Raw genomic sequence first — 16,160 nt, 5'->3', positions numbered from 1 at the left:
TATATCCATGAAGAAGGAGAAGGCGCATATGAAGACAGCACACAGATCGGCGATGTGGAGAAGGAGCGGTACCGCTTACCTGTTCCTGCTTCCCTGGCTGATCGGCTTTTTCGGACTGACACTCGGGCCTATGCTGGGCTCCTTGTATCTGTCCCTGACCAAGTACGACCTGCTCAATGCCCCGCAGTGGCTGGGCCTGAACAATTACAGGCACATCTTCACGGCAGACGAATACTTCTACAAGTCTCTTACCGTGACGTTCAAGTACGTGCTATTCTCGGTTCCGCTCAAAATGGCCTTTGCCCTCCTGGTCGCCATCGTCCTGAACAAAGGCATCCGGGCGCTGGGCATCTACAGAACGGTGTATTACATTCCGTCCCTGCTGGGAGGAAGTGTGGCAATCGCCATCGTCTGGCGGCAGATTTTCGACGGGGAAGGGCTGATTAATCACTTCCTGGCCTGGTTTGGGATCGAAGGCCCGTCCTGGATTGCCCATCCCAGCTATATTCTCTCGACCATCGTCACGTTGTCCGTCTGGCAGTTCGGCTCCGCCATGGTCATCTTCCTGGCCGGCATTAAGCAGATTCCTGCGGACCTGTACGAAGCGGCGCAGGTGGACGGAGCCGGGAAGCTGCGCCAGTTCGGCCGGATTACGCTGCCGATGCTCTCCCCGGTGATCTTTTTTAACCTGGTCATGGGGATTATCAATTCCTTTCAGGTGTTCACTCCGGGATATGTCATTGGAGACGGGCGCGGCGGTCCGGTGAATTCCACCCTGTTTTACACGCTGTATCTGTATCTCAAAGGCTTCTCCTTCTTCGATATGGGGTATGCTGCCGCTCTGGCCTGGATCATGCTGATCATCATCGGCCTGTTCACCTCCATAGTGTTCGTGACCTCCAAATTCTGGGTGTTCTACGGCGACGGAAAGGACGGGCGATAATTCATGACAGACGACAAAATGATCTTTAGGCTAGGCAAACATGGCGTCATTATTCTGTTCGGGCTGTTGATGCTGTATCCGGTGCTGTGGCTGCTGTCTAGCTCCTTCAAGCCGAATGCGCTGATCTTTTCGGAACCGGGGCTGTGGCCGGGGAAATTTACGCTGGAGAACTACGTGAATGGATGGAAGGGGCTGCAGGGCATCTCGTTTAGTCGCTTTTTCCTCAATTCTGCCACGATCTCTGTACTGTCGGTCATCGGCAACATACTGACCTGCTCGCTGGCGGCTTACGCGTTCGCCCGGCTGGAGTTCCGCTTCAAAAGTGTGCTGTTTGCCTGCATGCTGGTGACCATTATGCTGCCTTACCATGTCGTGCTGATTCCGCAATATATTATTTTCAGCAAGCTGGAGTGGGTCAACACCTATTTGCCGCTGATCGTGCCGAAATGGCTGGCGCATGACTCGTTCTTCATTCTGCTGATGATCCAGTTCATCCGCGGCATCCCGAAGGAGCTGGACGAGAGTGCCACGATTGACGGCTGCGGCCAGGGCCAGCTGTACTTCCGGATCATTATTCCGCTGCTGGTTCCGGCGCTGATTACAACGGCGATCTTCACCTTCATCTGGTCGTGGGATGATTTCTTCAGCCAGATGATCTACCTCAGCCGGATCAATCTGTTCACCGTGCAACTGGGCATACGCTCGCTCTATGATCCTTCGGGCTCCTCCGACTGGGGCGCGCTGCTGGCGATGTCGGTGCTGTCGCTGGTGCCGATTATGACGATCTTCATGCTCTTCCAAAAGCACTTCCTGGAGGGCATCGCCACGACCGGTCTGAAATGAGCAAGCGATTACAATTATTCTTGGGGGGATATGTTTATGAAGAAAAGCTTAGGTCTTACGCTGAGTGTTCTGCTGCTGGCAGCCACAACCGCCTGCTCGGGCGGCAATAACGGTAAGCCTGCGGCGGCCGGCAACTCCGGCGGTGCCGGAGCTGCGGATCAGGTGGAGCTGCGGATTATGTGGTGGGGCGACCAGAAGCGCGCGGATAAGACGAACGAGGCTCTGCGTGCCTTCGAGTCGAAGCACCCGAACATTAAGGTGGTCGGGGAGTTTGCTCCGAACTCCGGGTATTTCGACAAGCTGAACACCCAGCTCGCTTCGGGCACAGCGCCTGATGTGTTTTTCCTGGGAGGGAACGTAACTGATTACGCCGCTAAAGGCGTGCTGCTGGACTTACAGCCCTATGTCGGCCAAGAGCTGGATCTGACGGATATGGATCAGACGATGGTGGAATACGGAACGCTGGGAGGCAAGCTGGTGCATATCTCTGCCGGGGCGAACGCCCGGGGGATGGTGCTCAATACAGAGCTGTTCAAAAAGGCTGGAATGGAGGTTCCGGCAGACGGCTGGAGCTGGGAAGATTACGCCCGCATCAGTAAGGAAATCTCCGATAAGCTGGGCAAGGGTTATTACGGCACCTACAACTTTACCGTTGAGGGGATGGACATCTATATGAAGCAGCGCGGCAAGCAGGTCTATGATATGGAGAAGGACGCGCTGGGCTTCGGGCAGCAGGATGCAGAGGAGTGGTTCAACTACTGGCACGGGATCACTAAGAACGGCGGAATGGTCACTCCATCCCTGCAGGTATCCAATCCTCCGGGAGACACAAGTAAATCCCTGGTCGTTACCGGCAAGGTGGCGATGAGCCTGATTCCATCCAACCAGTTCGCCGCTCATCAGAATCTGACCCAGGATAAGCTGACCATGATTCAGGTGCCGCGCGGGCCGAAGGGAACGGGGGTTGTCTTTGAATCCAGCCAAGGCTTGTCCGGTTATGCCAAGACCAAGCACCCGAAGGAAGTCGCGGAGCTGATGAACTTCTGGATCAATGATCCCGATGCCGCGCAGATTCTGGGCAGTGACCGCGGTGTGCCGGTTACCTCCAAGATGCGTGACCTGCTGATGAAGGAGGCTACGCCGCTGGAACAGACCGTATACGACTTCACCAGCCGGGTATCGGAAGCGACGAAGAAGGAGCCGTTTGCTGTCAGCTATAATCCGCCGAATTTCACCGAATTCACCAAGCTGGCGGAGACCGCTGTACAGGAGATCGGTTTTGAGCAAAAGGATGTCAAGCAAGGGGTAGAGGATTTCTATACAGGTGCGACGCAGTTATTCGGAGCCAAGTAGCCATATCCCGGAAGCAGGCTGCCCTCGGCAGTCTGCTTCTCTGTCTGGAGAGCAACTAATGTTACAGGAGGGAATGGAATGACGGGTAGTGTACTTGAGAGACTGCGGAGGATAACGGTGGACGACCAGATCGGAGTGCTTAAGAAAGCTGCGGACCGGGATTCGCTGGAGGAGTGGAAGCGATCGGGCGTGGCCTTCGCGGCTTCATCGGAGAATATGGAGAAAGTCTATTACTCTGCGCTGCACAAGCTGCTGGACTGTATCGTGCCGATGGACGGAGGCGGACTTGTGCTGCATGAAGGCGGAGTCTATCTCGGGAGCTGGCTGGAGAGCACGGGTACGATCTGCGCTGAACGGCTGTCGCGGTTCATGCCGGAGGTGGCGGGAGCGACCTTCCGGCTGTTCGCCGACCAGCAGCGGCAGGATGGGCTGATGCCCTACAAGGTGACGCCTGCGGGACCGGCCTACCGGCAGATTCAGATGGTGACGCCGCTGGCCCGCAGCGTCTGGAATCATTATCTGGAGAACGGGCGGGATAAGAGCTTCCTTCGCTCCATGTATCAGGCGATGGGCCGGTTCGACCATTGGCTGCATATGTACCGCAACACTAGAGGGACCGGCTGCGTCGAAGCCTTCTGCACGTTCGATACCGGACATGACCTCTCGCCGCGCTTCTGGCATGTCCCCGACACGCCCCATCTGGAGGATGCGGGACAATATAACCCGGATTCGCCGCTGCTGCCTTTTCTGGCCCCGGATTTAACGGCCAATGTCTACTGTCAGCGGCTCTACCTGTCCAAGATAGCGGTGGAGCTTGGCGGGAGCGGGGACGAATGGCGTGCCCGGGCAGCGGCAAGCAGCCACAGCCTGTTCAGCCATTGCTATGACGAAGAGGATGAGTTCTTCTATGACCGGGATCGCGGAGGCCGGTTCGTCCGTCTACAATCGGATGTTCTGCTGCGTGTGCTGGCCTGCGAGGTGGGGGACGGGGTGTTTTTTGCGTCAGCCCTCCGCCGTTACCTGCTCAATACCGGCAAGTTCTTTGCCAAATATCCCTTCACCTCCATTGCGATGGATGATCCCAGGTTCGACCCTTTCTCCAGCTATAACACCTGGGGAGGTTCGTCGAACTTCCTCAGCCTCATCCGTGCGCCGCATGCCTTCGAGCAGCACGGGCGTTATGTCGAGCTGACCTGGGTCATCCTGCCGATCCTCGCAGCGTTCTCGCGGATGACCCGGTTCGGGCAGACGTTAAGCCCATGGACCGGGGAAGAGGGATATACGGAGACCTATTCACCTGCGATTCTCTGCCTGCTGGACTATATGGAGCGGCTATGCGGGATCGTGCCGGTAGCCGGAGAGGAGCTATGGTTCACCGGCCTGCTTCCCTATGACATGGATCATGGCAAAGAGGTGGCCCATGAGACCGGATACCGCCGGACCGTGGACGACACGGTCTTCGAGCTGGTTACTACGCGTGAGCGGTCTGTAATCTACCGTAATGAAGAGGAGTACCTGACCTTTCCATATGGTGTGCGTGTGGTCCTGGGCCGGGGCGGACAACTGCTGAAGCTGATCGGCATGAGTGTCCGCCAGATCGAAGGGAGTCTGTGCTATGAGGGCCAGACGCTCCCGTTCACCATCAAGGGCAACGAGCAACTTGAATATGCGGACGGCGGTTTCGTGAGCGTCAGCGATATTGGAGTGGTACTGCCGGAATACAGGTAGATCAGGGAGAGTATAAGAGCGAAGTGAGGAGAGGGTCTAAATGAACCACCCGATGAGAACGACAGCGAATAGCGAGCTGCAAATCAGAGATCCGTATGTGCTTCCGCTGGCCGGAGAGGGGCAAGAGGCGGGCACCTACTATTTATATGGCAGCACCGACAGCAATATCTGGGGCACGGGCACGGGGTTCAACGCCTACACCGGCACAGATCTGGAGCACTGGGATGGCCCGTTCCCGGTCTTCCGGCCGGAGCCGGATTTCTATGCGGAGCGGAATTTCTGGGCACCGGAGGTCTATGGTTATGGCGGCAATTACATCATGTTCGCCACCTTCCGGCGCAAGGACAATGATCTGCTGGGCACCGCCGTTCTGATATCGCTGCATCCGCTGGGTCCGTTCATCCCGCATAGTGAGGGGCCGGTGACTCCGCAGGAGTGGAGTTCACTCGACGGAACGCTGTATGTGGACCGGCAGGGCCAGCCGTGGATGGTCTTCTGCCATGAGTGGCAGCAGACCGGGGACGGCGAGGTCTGCGCCATGCGGCTAACAGAGGACCTGCGGAGTGCCGCTGGGGAACCTGTTGTTCTGTTCCGGGCATCCGAAGCCCCGTGGACCACTCCGTTTGAATCCAAGCGTTATGCGAATCAGCTTAATTATGTCACGGACGGGCCGTTCCTGTTCCGCTCAGCGGACGGCACCTTGTATCTGCTGTGGGCCAGCTTCATTAATAATACCTACGCGCTGGGTATCGCCCGTTCCGGGAGCGGAGAGATAACCGGACCCTGGCTTCATCAGGAGCAAGCGCTCTACCAGCAGGACGGCGGTCACGCCATGGTCTTCCGCACCTTCAGCGGTCAGCTGATGCTGGCCATCCACACGCCGAATCAGACGCCTGATGAACGGCCGGTGTTTGTGGAGCTGGAGGAGCAGGACGGTGAGATGAGAGTGAAGGCGTAGGCACTTACGCGGGCAGGCGGGCAGGGGGAGGGCAAATCTGCGGGTAACTAGTCTGCGAGGAATCAGCGGCGGTTCAGCAACAAATCAGCAACGAGGCAAGAACATCACTCTCCCTGCGATTTAGGCTCTAAATGTAATTTGTACAACTAAAATGGGCAAATATTGCGCAGGGAGAGCTTTAGTTGCACTCTGTACACTTATAAGTTACTCTCATGGCGGGAAAGAGCGTTTTCCTCAAATTTAGCTGTACAGAATACAACTATCCCTGCGCGCCAGCCAATTCGCCGTCATTTAGCTGTACAAAATACAACTATCTTCCAAACGCTGCCCATTCCCGGGTGAAGTTTGATTTGCACTATCGGAGTAACCTAAGCCTGTAAACGAACAAAACGATTGCCCTCCTTTAAAAAGTGGCAATCGTTTTTGGGTGCAGGTAACCTGCGGAAGCTTATTCGATATCAATGCTCCATTGTCCGTCTGCTTCCACGGAAAAGACATAAATTCCGTCGGATTCGATTTTTTCCGCTGTGGAGCCGGAGTAGTTCCCAATTTCATTAACCAGCAAGAGGCTATCATTCACTTTGACAGCAAAATTGGATTCACCCGTGTGCTTAGATGTGAACCGGGTCAGCTTGCTTTGCAGCCTTGCAAACACAACATCGTTCCCCTTACCGGATAATTTAACCGGAGCGCTCTTGACGTTCTCAGGGATGCTCTGCTTAATATCTGCTTTCCACGAGCCATCCGACTCCACCTTCAGCATATATTTCCCGCCGTCAGGAATCACGGCTAAAGATTTTCCTTTGTAAGGCCCAATTTCATTCACGAGCATTTTTTTGGTATCTCCTGTTTCATCGTACATATAGATCACAAAGTTAGAATCCCCGTTGTCTGTTGCCTCAATTATGGCGATCCCGCTGTTCAAATAGAAGAACTCTGTAGCCTGGTCCTTTTTCCCTTTGAGATGTATGACTTCGTCCTTTGCTGGCGCTGGCGTAGCGGCTGCAGATGTGGCTGAACTAGGTATCCCTTGGTATAACGGCAGCAGCTCAGCGTATAGCTTTTCAACAGTTGCCTTGTCATCCTTTTGAATGGCATTAGCCATTTCCTTGTATTTGCTTTGATTTTCCTTAATTATAAAATCCACGCTACTGAGAAAATATGCTGAAATATCATCTTTAATTTCTTGGGTAATCTCCTTTTCCAGATAGCTTTTCGCTAAATTAAGTCCTCTCGATCCAAACTCCTGATCTGCTTCTAGGTAGGTCATATCCGTATCTCCGCCAGAGGGTACATCCGTTTCATCGGGTGTAGGTGTGGGATCCGGGTAGCGGCTGGCAACGGAAGCAGGTAGAACTCCACCAATTTTTGTGAAAAGCTTCTTTACATTTTGCACATCATTTTTCTCAATAGAGTCAGCAATCTCCAGGTAAGTGAAGGTATTCTCTTTATCCTCCCGGGCCTTAATCCGGATGTTATTGGCAATTTCTTTGGACGACTCAATATTCCATGAATTAGTACCGAAGTTCTCTAGGTATTCCTGCGTCTTATCTTTCACTGAGAAGTTCTTCAGCTCTGGCGCTGGAGTAGGAGAAGCAGTCGGAGCAGCAGAAGGAGTCGCCGTTTCGGCTTGAGTAATCTCAGCAGACCCGCCACATCCGCTCAATATCACAGGTGAAGCTAAAAGAGCAAAAGCTAAAGTCATTTTGGATAATTTTTCGTACATCAGTAATTTCCCCCAAATGTTTAATCATACTTAGCCAGTATAGCAAAATTGGATTATTTCTACAGTGAAATTTAATAGAACTTTGCATTCCTTACACAAACGTGCCAAACTTGTTATGATTAGGATATAGATCTTATATCATTTTGAATGGGGGATGTAAGCTGTGTATATGACAGGTTTTGGGTCCTTGCTCGCTGGAGGGTTCAGTATTTTTGCTCTTTTACTCTGGTTGAGTTGTCTGGGAATGGGGATATATTTATTTGTGCTGGTGGTGAAGCTTGCCCGCAGGGGAATCATTGCGCTGGATTTGTACAATCACTCCAAAAATCTGGAGATACGCGAACGTTACGAAGCGGCTCACCGGAGAGATGAGTTCTGAATGATTGCATCTGATGGCAGGATTTATTATACTCCCAATAAGGAATATTCAAATTTGTTATAAATGGAGAGGAGTATGATCGAATGAAGAAGAAGATGACTGCTGCACTGACTGCATTTGCCGTACTTGGAGGAATGGGCACAGGTGTGTACGCCGGAGCCAACCTGCAGGAGATCAAGGCATATCTCAATCCAAGCATCAAATTCAAGATGAACGGCCAGCCCGTACAGCTTAAGAATGGCAGCGGTGCGGTGGTTGCCCCAATTTCCTATAAGGACACAACGTATCTGCCGGTCCGTTCCGTATCCGATCTGCTGGGAGTTACCGTTAAGTTCGATGCTGCAACCAACACCATATCTCTGGGGGAGCAGACAGCGGGCGTACCAATCGCTACAGGTTTTGACGACATGTATCACACCAAAGATCCGGGCAAGACGGTCTTCAAGGACAAGGATTACAAGGATGTCTTCTTCGATAACGCCAGTGGTGACCGAGGCACTTCATTCATGCTCCACCCGAACAAAAAATATCAGAAGCTTTATCTCCAGGTAGCCGCGATCGGCGGAGAGATTAAAGACTTCGCGGTACAAGACAGCGACACCAATACTGTGTTGAAGAAGCAGACCATTGACCCTGCCAGCGGGCTTACTACCATCGAAGTGGATATTGCCGGAGTAAGCAGCCTGTATGTCAACGGAGATGTGAAGGATGGAACCTCGGTCTTCGTTCCGCTTACGACATCGTATTATAAATAAATTCTGAACTTATACATCATTCACGAATGACCCGGGAGCCTTGGTTTCCGGGCTTCTTTTTGTCTATTCGTTGTTTTGAGGAAAAAGAAAATGGGTACTATCCGGTAAGCCTGTGAATCTAACTGGCCATGTAACTTTCAATGAATTGACGAGGAGTGAGAAGATGTACACCAAAAAGCTAATAATGTCCTTATCCTTGACGTTGTCCCTATTGGCCCTCAGTGCCTGCGGTAATGCTGAGGATAAGCCGTCCACCGAATCGATGCAGACCACTGCACCGGCAACAGAGACTGTGCAGACTCCAGCGCCGACAACAGAGGCCGAACAGACTCCAGCACCAACGACAGAGCCGGAGCAGACCCCTGAGGCGACGGCCGGAAGTAACGAGACGGCTGCCGGATCTGCGGACCTGCCGAAATATCTGCCGGAGGACTTCCCGATGCCGGAGAATGTAACGGAGACCATTCTTTCGAATGCGGAGGAGAATGAGGGCAAGAAGACGGCATTGCTGATTTTTAGAACAACGGATAGTATGGAATCGGTAACGAAGCTCTATGATGATTATCTGGCTTCCAAGCTGGGCGATCAGTCCGTGAAGACTATCGATCCTAAGAACCTGATCATTCAAGGCAAGACCAAGGACGATAAGCAGAGCTGGTCAATCATTGGCGGTCCGCTTGCGTCCCAGGAGGGAACCGTGGAGGTTAACGTCATTTGGTCTGAAATTTAATACGGACAGCCAAGCTGCTGTACCCAGAGGAACATCCGTTGAGGCTCGATTCAGAGCGGCCAACGGATGTTTTTTTGATTTGATAAAAAGTGTCGAATTTTGTAATTAAGTAGTATACGTCAGGTGCGGCGGGGATATATAATTAATCTTGTGAACGAAAATTAGTCAGGCGGTGTTATGGTTTGTCGTGGGAACCTGTAGGATTTATGTTTTTCTCAACGATAGAGACGCTTGCGCTCTATTATCTGATTATGTCTCTCTATAGATTCAAGTGGAGATGGTACATCTGGCAGGCTTTATTTGTCATCTTGCTGAACAATCTGCAAAGCTATCTGTTACGCAATGAACTGGGCATGTCGAATGTTGCACCACTTGTTTTAATCTTGATTTTTATCTTCTTTTTCGCTGCGGTGGTGAGGATGCCGCTCATTCTATCCATCATCGCAACAATATCGGGATTTGCTATTTTTGCCGGGATTCAGACGCTGCTCACCCTGCTCATGTTCGGATCTATATCGAATATTGGTAGTACCGCGAACGGATATTTTCTGCAGGTAGCGACTGCGGCAGCGGTGTTCGGTATTTTTGGGCTTCTGTACCGCAAAGGCAAGGGCTTCACGTTCGACTTGGATAAACTCCGCTTTAAGATAGAAGATATCCTGCTGTCTCTGCTGATTTTCGGCTTCGTAATAGGGATTTCAGTGCTACTCTACTATAATGATATTCTGCTAAATGCCTTGATTTTCCTGGTGATGACTGTATTCCTTCTATATTATTCCACCCGGAGGGAGCGGGAAGATGCTTGAATTCATGTCCAGCAAGCTGGCATTTACGATTAAAAATATCGTACCTGAGCACCCGGCATCCTACGCTGTCCTGAAATTTGCTATTAGCGTAGTGCTTAATGTGGTGTTTATTATTGGGCTGACGCTGGTAGTATCCCTTTTGACAGGCAGGACAAGTGAAGCTCTGCAGATTCTGATCTCCTTTGCCTTATTACGTCAGGTGTCGGGCGGGGTCCATCTAAAGTCTGGTATAGCCTGTGTCTTGTTTACGGTAAGCTTGTTCACAGTACTGTCCTTCGTGGAGCTTAGCTCCTTCTACGTTATGTTATTGAATGCAGCGAGTCTGTTAATAGTTCTGTGGCTGGCGCCCATTGGGATTGAACGACAGACCCGGATTCCGAGGCGGCACTGGCCTAAGCTGAGAATCGTGGCGTTACTGCTGGTAGCTGCCAATATCGTTATAGGCTCATCTGTTATCGCAGCCAGCTTTTTGGCACAATCCATCAGTCTGATTATAGCTAGAAGGGAGGTGAACATCTGACAATGAGAGCTTTGCAGCGCAAAGTAGTGTATAAGCTTGCTTCTGGTTTGTCCGCCTTGGCTGCCCTTATCGTGTTGGTTACAGCAAGTGTATTATACATTAATCAACCGGAGGTACCTGAAGAGTTACTTAAATAACATTGGAGTTGATCCCTTTGAGCACGATATCTGTTACTAGAGACACAGAGGGAAACACTGGTGTATTCTCACTCGATATTGAAAAAATAACTTTTATGGAATTTGAACGGACTATCTATCGGATCATTGTCCATACGTACGATCAGACCTTTTATACAGTAGGTACGCTGAAATATTGGCTTAATACCCTGGCCAGTTCAGGATATAATTTCGTTCTAGCAGATAGAAACACGTTAATTCAGGTTTCTAACATTATCCAGCTGGATAAGACGTTTCATATTGCTTATTTTGGGGAAGACCACAGAGGAGTCGAGCAAAAGTGTTTTCTGTCAGAGAAGGGCTATAAAGAAATTCTCAAATACGTAAAGACATCCGCATCGGATATTCAATTAGTGGAGCTGCCCCAGTGGTAGCTTTGTTTTTTATGGTATATAAAATTAGGCTGACCCTGCGCAGTTCATTCTGTAGCGCTTGGGTCAGCCCTTGTTCAGGTTAGCTTAATCTGCAGCTAATCTGGAATACATACACAGATCAATGAAGCTTCCTTTGGACCGCTCACTCTGCCTCAGTGTTCCTTCCAGCGAAAAGTTTAATTTCTGCAGTACCTTAATAGAATTGATATTAGCAGGCTGGGCCTTTGCTTCTATTCTATTGAAGCCCAGTGTATCAAACGCATAATCTATTAGTGCGCGAAGGGCTTCAGGCACATATCCTTTTCCCCAGCACTCGCGGCTAAGGTCATAACCGATCTCTGTCTTGGCATTGTCATAGTCCAGCGCATTGAAACCACAGGAGCCGATAATCCGGCCGGATTCTGCTTCCGTGATGGAATAGCGGATCGCCTGATTCTCGGTGGCTAACTTACCCAGCAGCTCAATCATTTCCACGGCCTGACTCTCATCCGTGAAGCTGCTGATATTCATGAACCGGGTGACTTCAGGATCGGACCAGATCGGGAACAGGCTGGCTGAATCGGCGGTGCGCATTTGTCTTAATACTAATCTCTCGGTTTGTAATTCTGTAATCATCAATAAGTTACCTCCATTAAATATATATGGTATTGGTGAGGTGCAACTATTGATATCTGCGCATAGTTCAGTCCTTTCCGTGTGTAAGCTACCTCTATTATATAGAATGCAAGGGAGGAAGTTAAGATCGATTCAGGACCGTTTCAACAAATCTTCATACAGTCCTGTCAGGGATGCTACTGTTTCGTATTCCTCCTAACAAGGTAAACTTTAGATAAAAGGATCTGGAGGGCATTATGAGAAAAACGGTACTGGTAGTGTTGTTCTTGTTTGTATTGACAGCTTGTGCGGATTCCAAAGACGGGGTAACCACTAAAGACTTAGCCATCCAAAAGGTGAACGATCATAAAGCCATTGTTGAGTATGGAATGAGCCGCGCGGAAGCGGAAGAGGTATTGGGTAAGGGGGAGGATAAGGATATTGCGAATTCAGTCATGTATAGCTCTGGCGTGAGGATTATGTACCGGGAGGATAAAGTGGCAGGGATTACTCTGGCAGAGGAATCGAAAGATACATATGAAACCACTGGCGGTTTTAAAATTGGCATGTCTAAGGATGACTTCAAACAAATCTATGGCGATCAATATCTGAAGGAGATGGAGCGCAACCTGGATTATGCTTACGATGCCACCAACAAGCGATATTTGCAGGAGAAAGAGTGGGTGGCGAAAGCGGAAGATGACACAAAAATATATGTAATTTCAGCCATGTTCAACGGTAAGGGTGAAGCAGACGCCGTTGTATTGGTGGATAAGCGAATGGCGATAACATTAAGGTAGAGGGGGGGCTGAAAGATAAAACATGTTCTTGTATGTTTCATAGCGCTTAGGGGACAGGATAGCAGTATATGGAGCCCAAAAAGCTGGCCTTGTCTACAACGAGTAGTTCTGCCATGATATAATCAGTGTTTGAAGAAGTGTATAACGATTAATATATTGAACTACTCCTGTCTGCCGAATGACCGTCATCATAATGTGTTTCATCTTCGGGAAGATCACACTGGAATTTCTCTTAATAACGATCTTGAGATTCATGTGATGGAATTAACGAAGCTCGAGGAGCAGGCCGTTCCATTAACTGGTGGTCTGATCAACTGGCTATTATTCCTCAAGGGTGTTGAACAACCAAACTGGGAGGTGCTGACCATGAATGAACCGATGTTGAAAAAAGCAATGGATACGCTCGAGTTCCTGAGTCAGGATGCCGCTACAAGGATGGAGTATGAAGCCCGGATGAAGTATTTGCGTGATGAGGCATCACGGATGAATGGGGCTAAGGCTGAGGGGCGGGCTGAGGGACGAGCAGAAGGTGAGCGAAAAAGCAGAGGCAATGGTGCTTGAACTTCTTGCTCTTGGAGTGGAAACTTCCATTATTATTAGAGCCTCAGGCCTCTCAGAGCAAGAAGTTTTAAGCTTGAAATCACTAATGGGTAGACACTGACCGTGAATGAACCGATGAGAAAAAAGAGAAACTGCTAGAAAGCTCTTGGCAATGGGGCAATGGAATTCAAAATTTAAAACTGTTGCAATGATAACAACGAAAAACGAAGCCGATCATAAGATCGGCTTCGTTTCTTTAAAACTCTCCATATATAGGACGGATGGGGTTCGAACCCATGACCCCTACCCTGTCAAGATAGTGCTCTCCCGCTGAGCTACCGTCCTGCAACGAAATTTATAATAACACAGGACGTGAGGGAATGGCAAGAGATTTTTTACTATGATACAAATGATACCTTTAATCATAACTCTCCCACACCACCACAATGACAAAAACCCACGACACCCCATCCATAATATATTACAATAATGGCGCTTCTCTGGAAGATTCTAACGAACTATAAAAGGTGGAATTCTATCATGATCGTAACATTGCATGAAGCGGAGTGCCCTGGGGTGAGTCTCAAGTATGTAGTGATTTTTATGAAGCAAGGGAACGATTGGGTGCTGGTGCGGCACCGTGAGCGGTCCACATGGGAATTTGCCGGCGGGCATATTGAGGCGGGTGAGAGTCCCGGGGAAGCTGCGGTAAGAGAGCTTTACGAAGAGACAGGTGCTGAAGAATATGAACTGCATCCGTTATGCATCTATTCGGTAAGCAGTGAAGAGCTGGTTGAGAGCTTCGGAATGTTGTATTATGCAGATGTCAAAAGGTTCGGAAATTTGCCCCCGTACGAAATGGCGGAGCTTCGAAGCTTCAAGGAGCTGCCGCAGGCGGTGACATACCCGGGGATTTACCCCACGCTATATGCGAGAGTGTGTGAATATGTGAAGCATCTATGAATCCATCGTAATGCTGAAAGGAGGCCCAGCTCATGAGTTACGAGATTACGAGGTTTAGGCGTCTTGGCGACTACCTGAGATCACGCCGGGAACGTCTGCAGCCTGAAGCTGTAGGGATCAAGGAAACGAACAGTCAGCGCAGAACACCAGGGCTGCGCCGGGAGGAGGTTGCGGTTCTGGCTGGTCTCAGCAGCACCTATTATACTTGGCTGGAGCAGGGCAGGGAGGTTACCGCCTCCAGAGAGGTCATGGAGAGTCTCAGTCAGGCGCTGCGGTTGTCGGCAGATGAGCGTAAGCATCTGTTTGAGCTATGGAATCCGGGCTTGCCGGATACACTTGCTTCTATAGATACAGCCAGTCCGGAGCTGAATTCGCAGTGGCGGGATATTATCCGCCAATTGACTTATCCGTCTTTTATTACGAATGAGCGGTCTGAGGTACTGGCCTGGAATGATAAGGCGAGTGAAGTCCTTAGTGATTTCGGAGGTCTGTCTGCTTCAGAGCGCATTATGATGCGTCTTCTGTTCCTGGATATGGAGCTGCGCCGTCGGATGCGGAACTGGGAGGAGTTCGCAATCTATTCAGTAGGGGTGTACAGAACCTATTATGACATGAATCTGCACGATCCCTGGTACAAGGAGATGGTCGATCAGCTCATGGAGGACAGTGCGGATTTCGCTCAGATGTGGAAGCAGCACAATATTCAAGGCAAGAAGGTCAACCGTGTGGTCATAGAGAGTCTTGGCACGAGCCAGCCTGTAGTCTACGATATCAATTCGATGGCCAATCTGGCGGATCACCCGGGTCTGCATATTTGTATCTACACCCCTGTCTTAACCTAGCAGAGAATCACCTGAAGGCGCATATCTTACTGGTCTGCTGCTCCCTGGTAATGATCTTACTAGCATGAACGTACTGTGGCTGCTTCACGGCAGGACGGTTAGAATAAGGTCATGTTCATAAGATCTATTACAGGGACAAGAGGAGGCAACCATATGCACACAAGAACACTTGGGAACGAAGGGCTGATCGTATCGGCTCTGGGACTCGGAATGATGATGATGCCGGATAATGAAGAGTCTGTACGAACCATTCATGGCGCGCTTGACCTGGGCGTAACCCTGCTGGACACAGCGGATATCTACGGAGCTTTCGAGCAGCAGCGCTTCGGCGGCAATGAACGGCTTCTCGGACGGGCACTTAAGGGCCGGAGAGATCAGGCTGTGATTGCGACCAAATTCGGCATTACGCATACTCAGGGACCCAAGGGAGACCCGGCCTATATCAAAAAATCCGTAGATGCCAGCCTCTATCATCTCGGCACAGATTATATCGATCTGTACTATCAGCACCGTCCCGATCCGAACACACCTATTGAGGAAACCGCCGGTACCCTGGCTGACCTCGTCAAGGAAGGGAAGATCCGTTATATCGGCTTATCCGAGGCTTCGCCTGAACTGATCCGCCGGGCACATGCGGTGCATCCGTTGACCGCCCTGCAGACAGAGTATTCGCTCTGGAGCCGGGAGGTGGAGGATGAGATTCTGCCGCTGGTCAAGGAGCTGGGCATCGGCTTCGTTCCTTATAGCCCGCTGGGCCGCGGTTTTCTGACTGGACAGATCATGAGCTTCGATGATCTGCCGGAGGATGATTACCGCCGCCATTACCCTCGGTTCCAGGGAGAGAACTTCACCCGGAACCTGGAGGTCGTCTCGCTGATCGGGCAGATGGCGGCCGAGAAAGGCTACGTCCCGGCACAGCTAGCCCTGGCCTGGCTTCTAGCACAAGGAGATCAAATTGTACCGATTCCCGGCACGAAGCGGCTGGAGCGGTTACAAGAGAACCTCGGAGCGCTTCAGGTTACATTGACGGCAGAGGATCTCGCCCGGATTGAGCGGATATCCCCGCAAGGTATTGCAGCCGGAGCACGTTACCCCGGCCAGAACTAAGTTATCACACAGAGCGGACAGCC

General features: G+C 50.8%; 18 protein-coding genes, 1 tRNA gene and 1 pseudogene. 17 read left to right on the top strand and 3 right to left on the bottom strand.

Going from position 1 to position 16,160, the window contains the following annotated elements:
• Window positions 1–28 precede the first annotated feature (28 nt).
• From MKY64_RS13875 to MKY64_RS13855, 5 genes are all read left to right on the top strand, one after another.
• Window positions 29–943 (top strand): carbohydrate ABC transporter permease, encoded by a 915-nt coding sequence (locus MKY64_RS13875; RefSeq protein ID WP_340941401.1) that lies wholly within the window; start codon window positions 29–31, stop codon window positions 941–943.
• A 3-nt stretch (window positions 944–946) separates the two neighbouring features.
• A complete protein-coding gene (locus MKY64_RS13870) occupies window positions 947–1,786 on the top strand; it encodes a carbohydrate ABC transporter permease (RefSeq protein ID WP_209877698.1) in 840 nt (279 codons plus the stop codon).
• 36 nt (window positions 1,787–1,822) lie between these two features.
• Window positions 1,823–3,139, top strand: a complete 1,317-nt coding sequence (locus MKY64_RS13865) for an ABC transporter substrate-binding protein (protein ID WP_445323321.1) — start codon at window positions 1,823–1,825, stop codon at window positions 3,137–3,139.
• A gap of 78 nt (window positions 3,140–3,217) precedes the next feature.
• A complete protein-coding gene (locus MKY64_RS13860; protein ID WP_340953522.1) occupies window positions 3,218–4,867 on the top strand; it encodes an MGH1-like glycoside hydrolase domain-containing protein in 1,650 nt (549 codons plus the stop codon).
• Window positions 4,868–4,907: 40 nt separating this feature from the next.
• Complete coding sequence (locus MKY64_RS13855) at window positions 4,908–5,825, top strand: glycoside hydrolase family 43 protein (protein ID WP_339255943.1); 918 nt, start codon at window positions 4,908–4,910, stop codon at window positions 5,823–5,825.
• 448 nt (window positions 5,826–6,273) lie between these two features.
• On the opposite strand, the gene MKY64_RS13850 is transcribed toward MKY64_RS13855, so the two are convergent.
• Window positions 6,274–7,551 carry a hypothetical protein gene (locus MKY64_RS13850; protein ID WP_339255945.1) on the bottom strand — a complete coding sequence of 426 codons (1,278 nt, stop codon included), beginning with the start codon at window positions 7,549–7,551 and terminating at the stop codon, window positions 6,274–6,276.
• Window positions 7,552–7,795: 244 nt separating this feature from the next.
• On the opposite strand from MKY64_RS13850, the gene MKY64_RS13845 reads away from it, so the two are divergent.
• From MKY64_RS13845 to MKY64_RS13820, 7 genes are all read left to right on the top strand, one after another.
• A complete protein-coding gene (locus MKY64_RS13845) occupies window positions 7,796–7,930 on the top strand; it encodes a hypothetical protein (RefSeq protein WP_339255947.1) in 135 nt (44 codons plus the stop codon).
• A gap of 83 nt (window positions 7,931–8,013) precedes the next feature.
• On the top strand, window positions 8,014–8,685 hold the full coding sequence (locus MKY64_RS13840; RefSeq protein ID WP_036729545.1) for a stalk domain-containing protein: 672 nt from the start codon (window positions 8,014–8,016) through the stop codon (window positions 8,683–8,685).
• Window positions 8,686–8,848: 163 nt separating this feature from the next.
• Window positions 8,849–9,415: a hypothetical protein gene (locus MKY64_RS13835; protein ID WP_036729541.1), complete on the top strand. Its 567-nt coding sequence runs from the start codon at window positions 8,849–8,851 to the stop codon at window positions 9,413–9,415.
• A 182-nt stretch (window positions 9,416–9,597) separates the two neighbouring features.
• Complete coding sequence (locus MKY64_RS13830) at window positions 9,598–10,221, top strand: hypothetical protein (RefSeq protein ID WP_155991628.1); 624 nt, start codon at window positions 9,598–9,600, stop codon at window positions 10,219–10,221.
• Entirely contained in the window at window positions 10,214–10,741 is a 528-nt protein-coding gene (locus MKY64_RS13825; RefSeq protein WP_340953520.1) for an accessory gene regulator ArgB-like protein, read from the top strand. Before MKY64_RS13830 ends, MKY64_RS13825 begins: the two co-directional genes overlap by 8 nt.
• Before the next feature lie 2 nt (window positions 10,742–10,743).
• Entirely contained in the window at window positions 10,744–10,878 is a 135-nt protein-coding gene (locus MKY64_RS33415) for a cyclic lactone autoinducer peptide (protein WP_081751311.1), read from the top strand.
• Window positions 10,879–10,895: 17 nt separating this feature from the next.
• Entirely contained in the window at window positions 10,896–11,291 is a 396-nt protein-coding gene (locus MKY64_RS13820; protein WP_209877684.1) for a LytTR family transcriptional regulator DNA-binding domain-containing protein, read from the top strand.
• Window positions 11,292–11,375: 84 nt separating this feature from the next.
• On the opposite strand, the gene MKY64_RS13815 is transcribed toward MKY64_RS13820, so the two are convergent.
• Window positions 11,376–11,906, bottom strand: coding sequence for a GNAT family N-acetyltransferase (locus MKY64_RS13815; protein WP_339255957.1), 531 nt, complete (start codon window positions 11,904–11,906; stop codon window positions 11,376–11,378).
• A gap of 236 nt (window positions 11,907–12,142) precedes the next feature.
• Here MKY64_RS13815 and MKY64_RS13810 point away from each other — a divergent pair, with 236 nt between their 5' ends.
• Window positions 12,143–12,685 carry a hypothetical protein gene (locus tag MKY64_RS13810; protein ID WP_340953519.1) on the top strand — a complete coding sequence of 181 codons (543 nt, stop codon included), beginning with the start codon at window positions 12,143–12,145 and terminating at the stop codon, window positions 12,683–12,685.
• Window positions 12,686–12,814: 129 nt separating this feature from the next.
• Window positions 12,815–13,346 (top strand): annotated as a pseudogene (locus tag MKY64_RS13805) (Rpn family recombination-promoting nuclease/putative transposase); the annotation flags it as partial.
• Window positions 13,347–13,498: 152 nt separating this feature from the next.
• On the opposite strand, the gene MKY64_RS13800 reads toward MKY64_RS13805, so the two are convergent.
• Window positions 13,499–13,570: transfer RNA gene (locus MKY64_RS13800), tRNA-Val, on the bottom strand.
• Window positions 13,571–13,765: 195 nt separating this feature from the next.
• Between MKY64_RS13800 and MKY64_RS13795 the strand changes: the two genes are divergently transcribed.
• The 3 genes from MKY64_RS13795 to MKY64_RS13785 all read left to right on the top strand — a co-directional run bounded on the left by MKY64_RS13795 (window position 13,766) and on the right by MKY64_RS13785 (window position 16,137).
• The gene (locus MKY64_RS13795; protein WP_340953518.1) at window positions 13,766–14,188 is read left to right on the top strand and encodes an NUDIX hydrolase; all 423 of its coding nucleotides are present in this window, start codon (window positions 13,766–13,768) and stop codon (window positions 14,186–14,188) included.
• A 32-nt stretch (window positions 14,189–14,220) separates the two neighbouring features.
• Window positions 14,221–15,030, top strand: coding sequence for a helix-turn-helix transcriptional regulator (locus MKY64_RS13790; protein ID WP_340953517.1), 810 nt, complete (start codon window positions 14,221–14,223; stop codon window positions 15,028–15,030).
• A 153-nt stretch (window positions 15,031–15,183) separates the two neighbouring features.
• A complete protein-coding gene (locus tag MKY64_RS13785) occupies window positions 15,184–16,137 on the top strand; it encodes an aldo/keto reductase (RefSeq protein WP_340953516.1) in 954 nt (317 codons plus the stop codon).
• The last annotated feature ends 23 nt before the right edge of the window (window positions 16,138–16,160 follow it).

Origin of the sequence: Paenibacillus sp. FSL R7-0210 (assembly GCF_038009085.1) — a bacterium.
GTDB lineage: Bacteria > Bacillota > Bacilli > Paenibacillales > Paenibacillaceae > Paenibacillus_AQ > Paenibacillus_AQ silagei.
The sequence above is the reverse complement of the archived record's forward strand: the minus strand, read 5'-3'. Positions and strand labels throughout refer to the sequence as shown.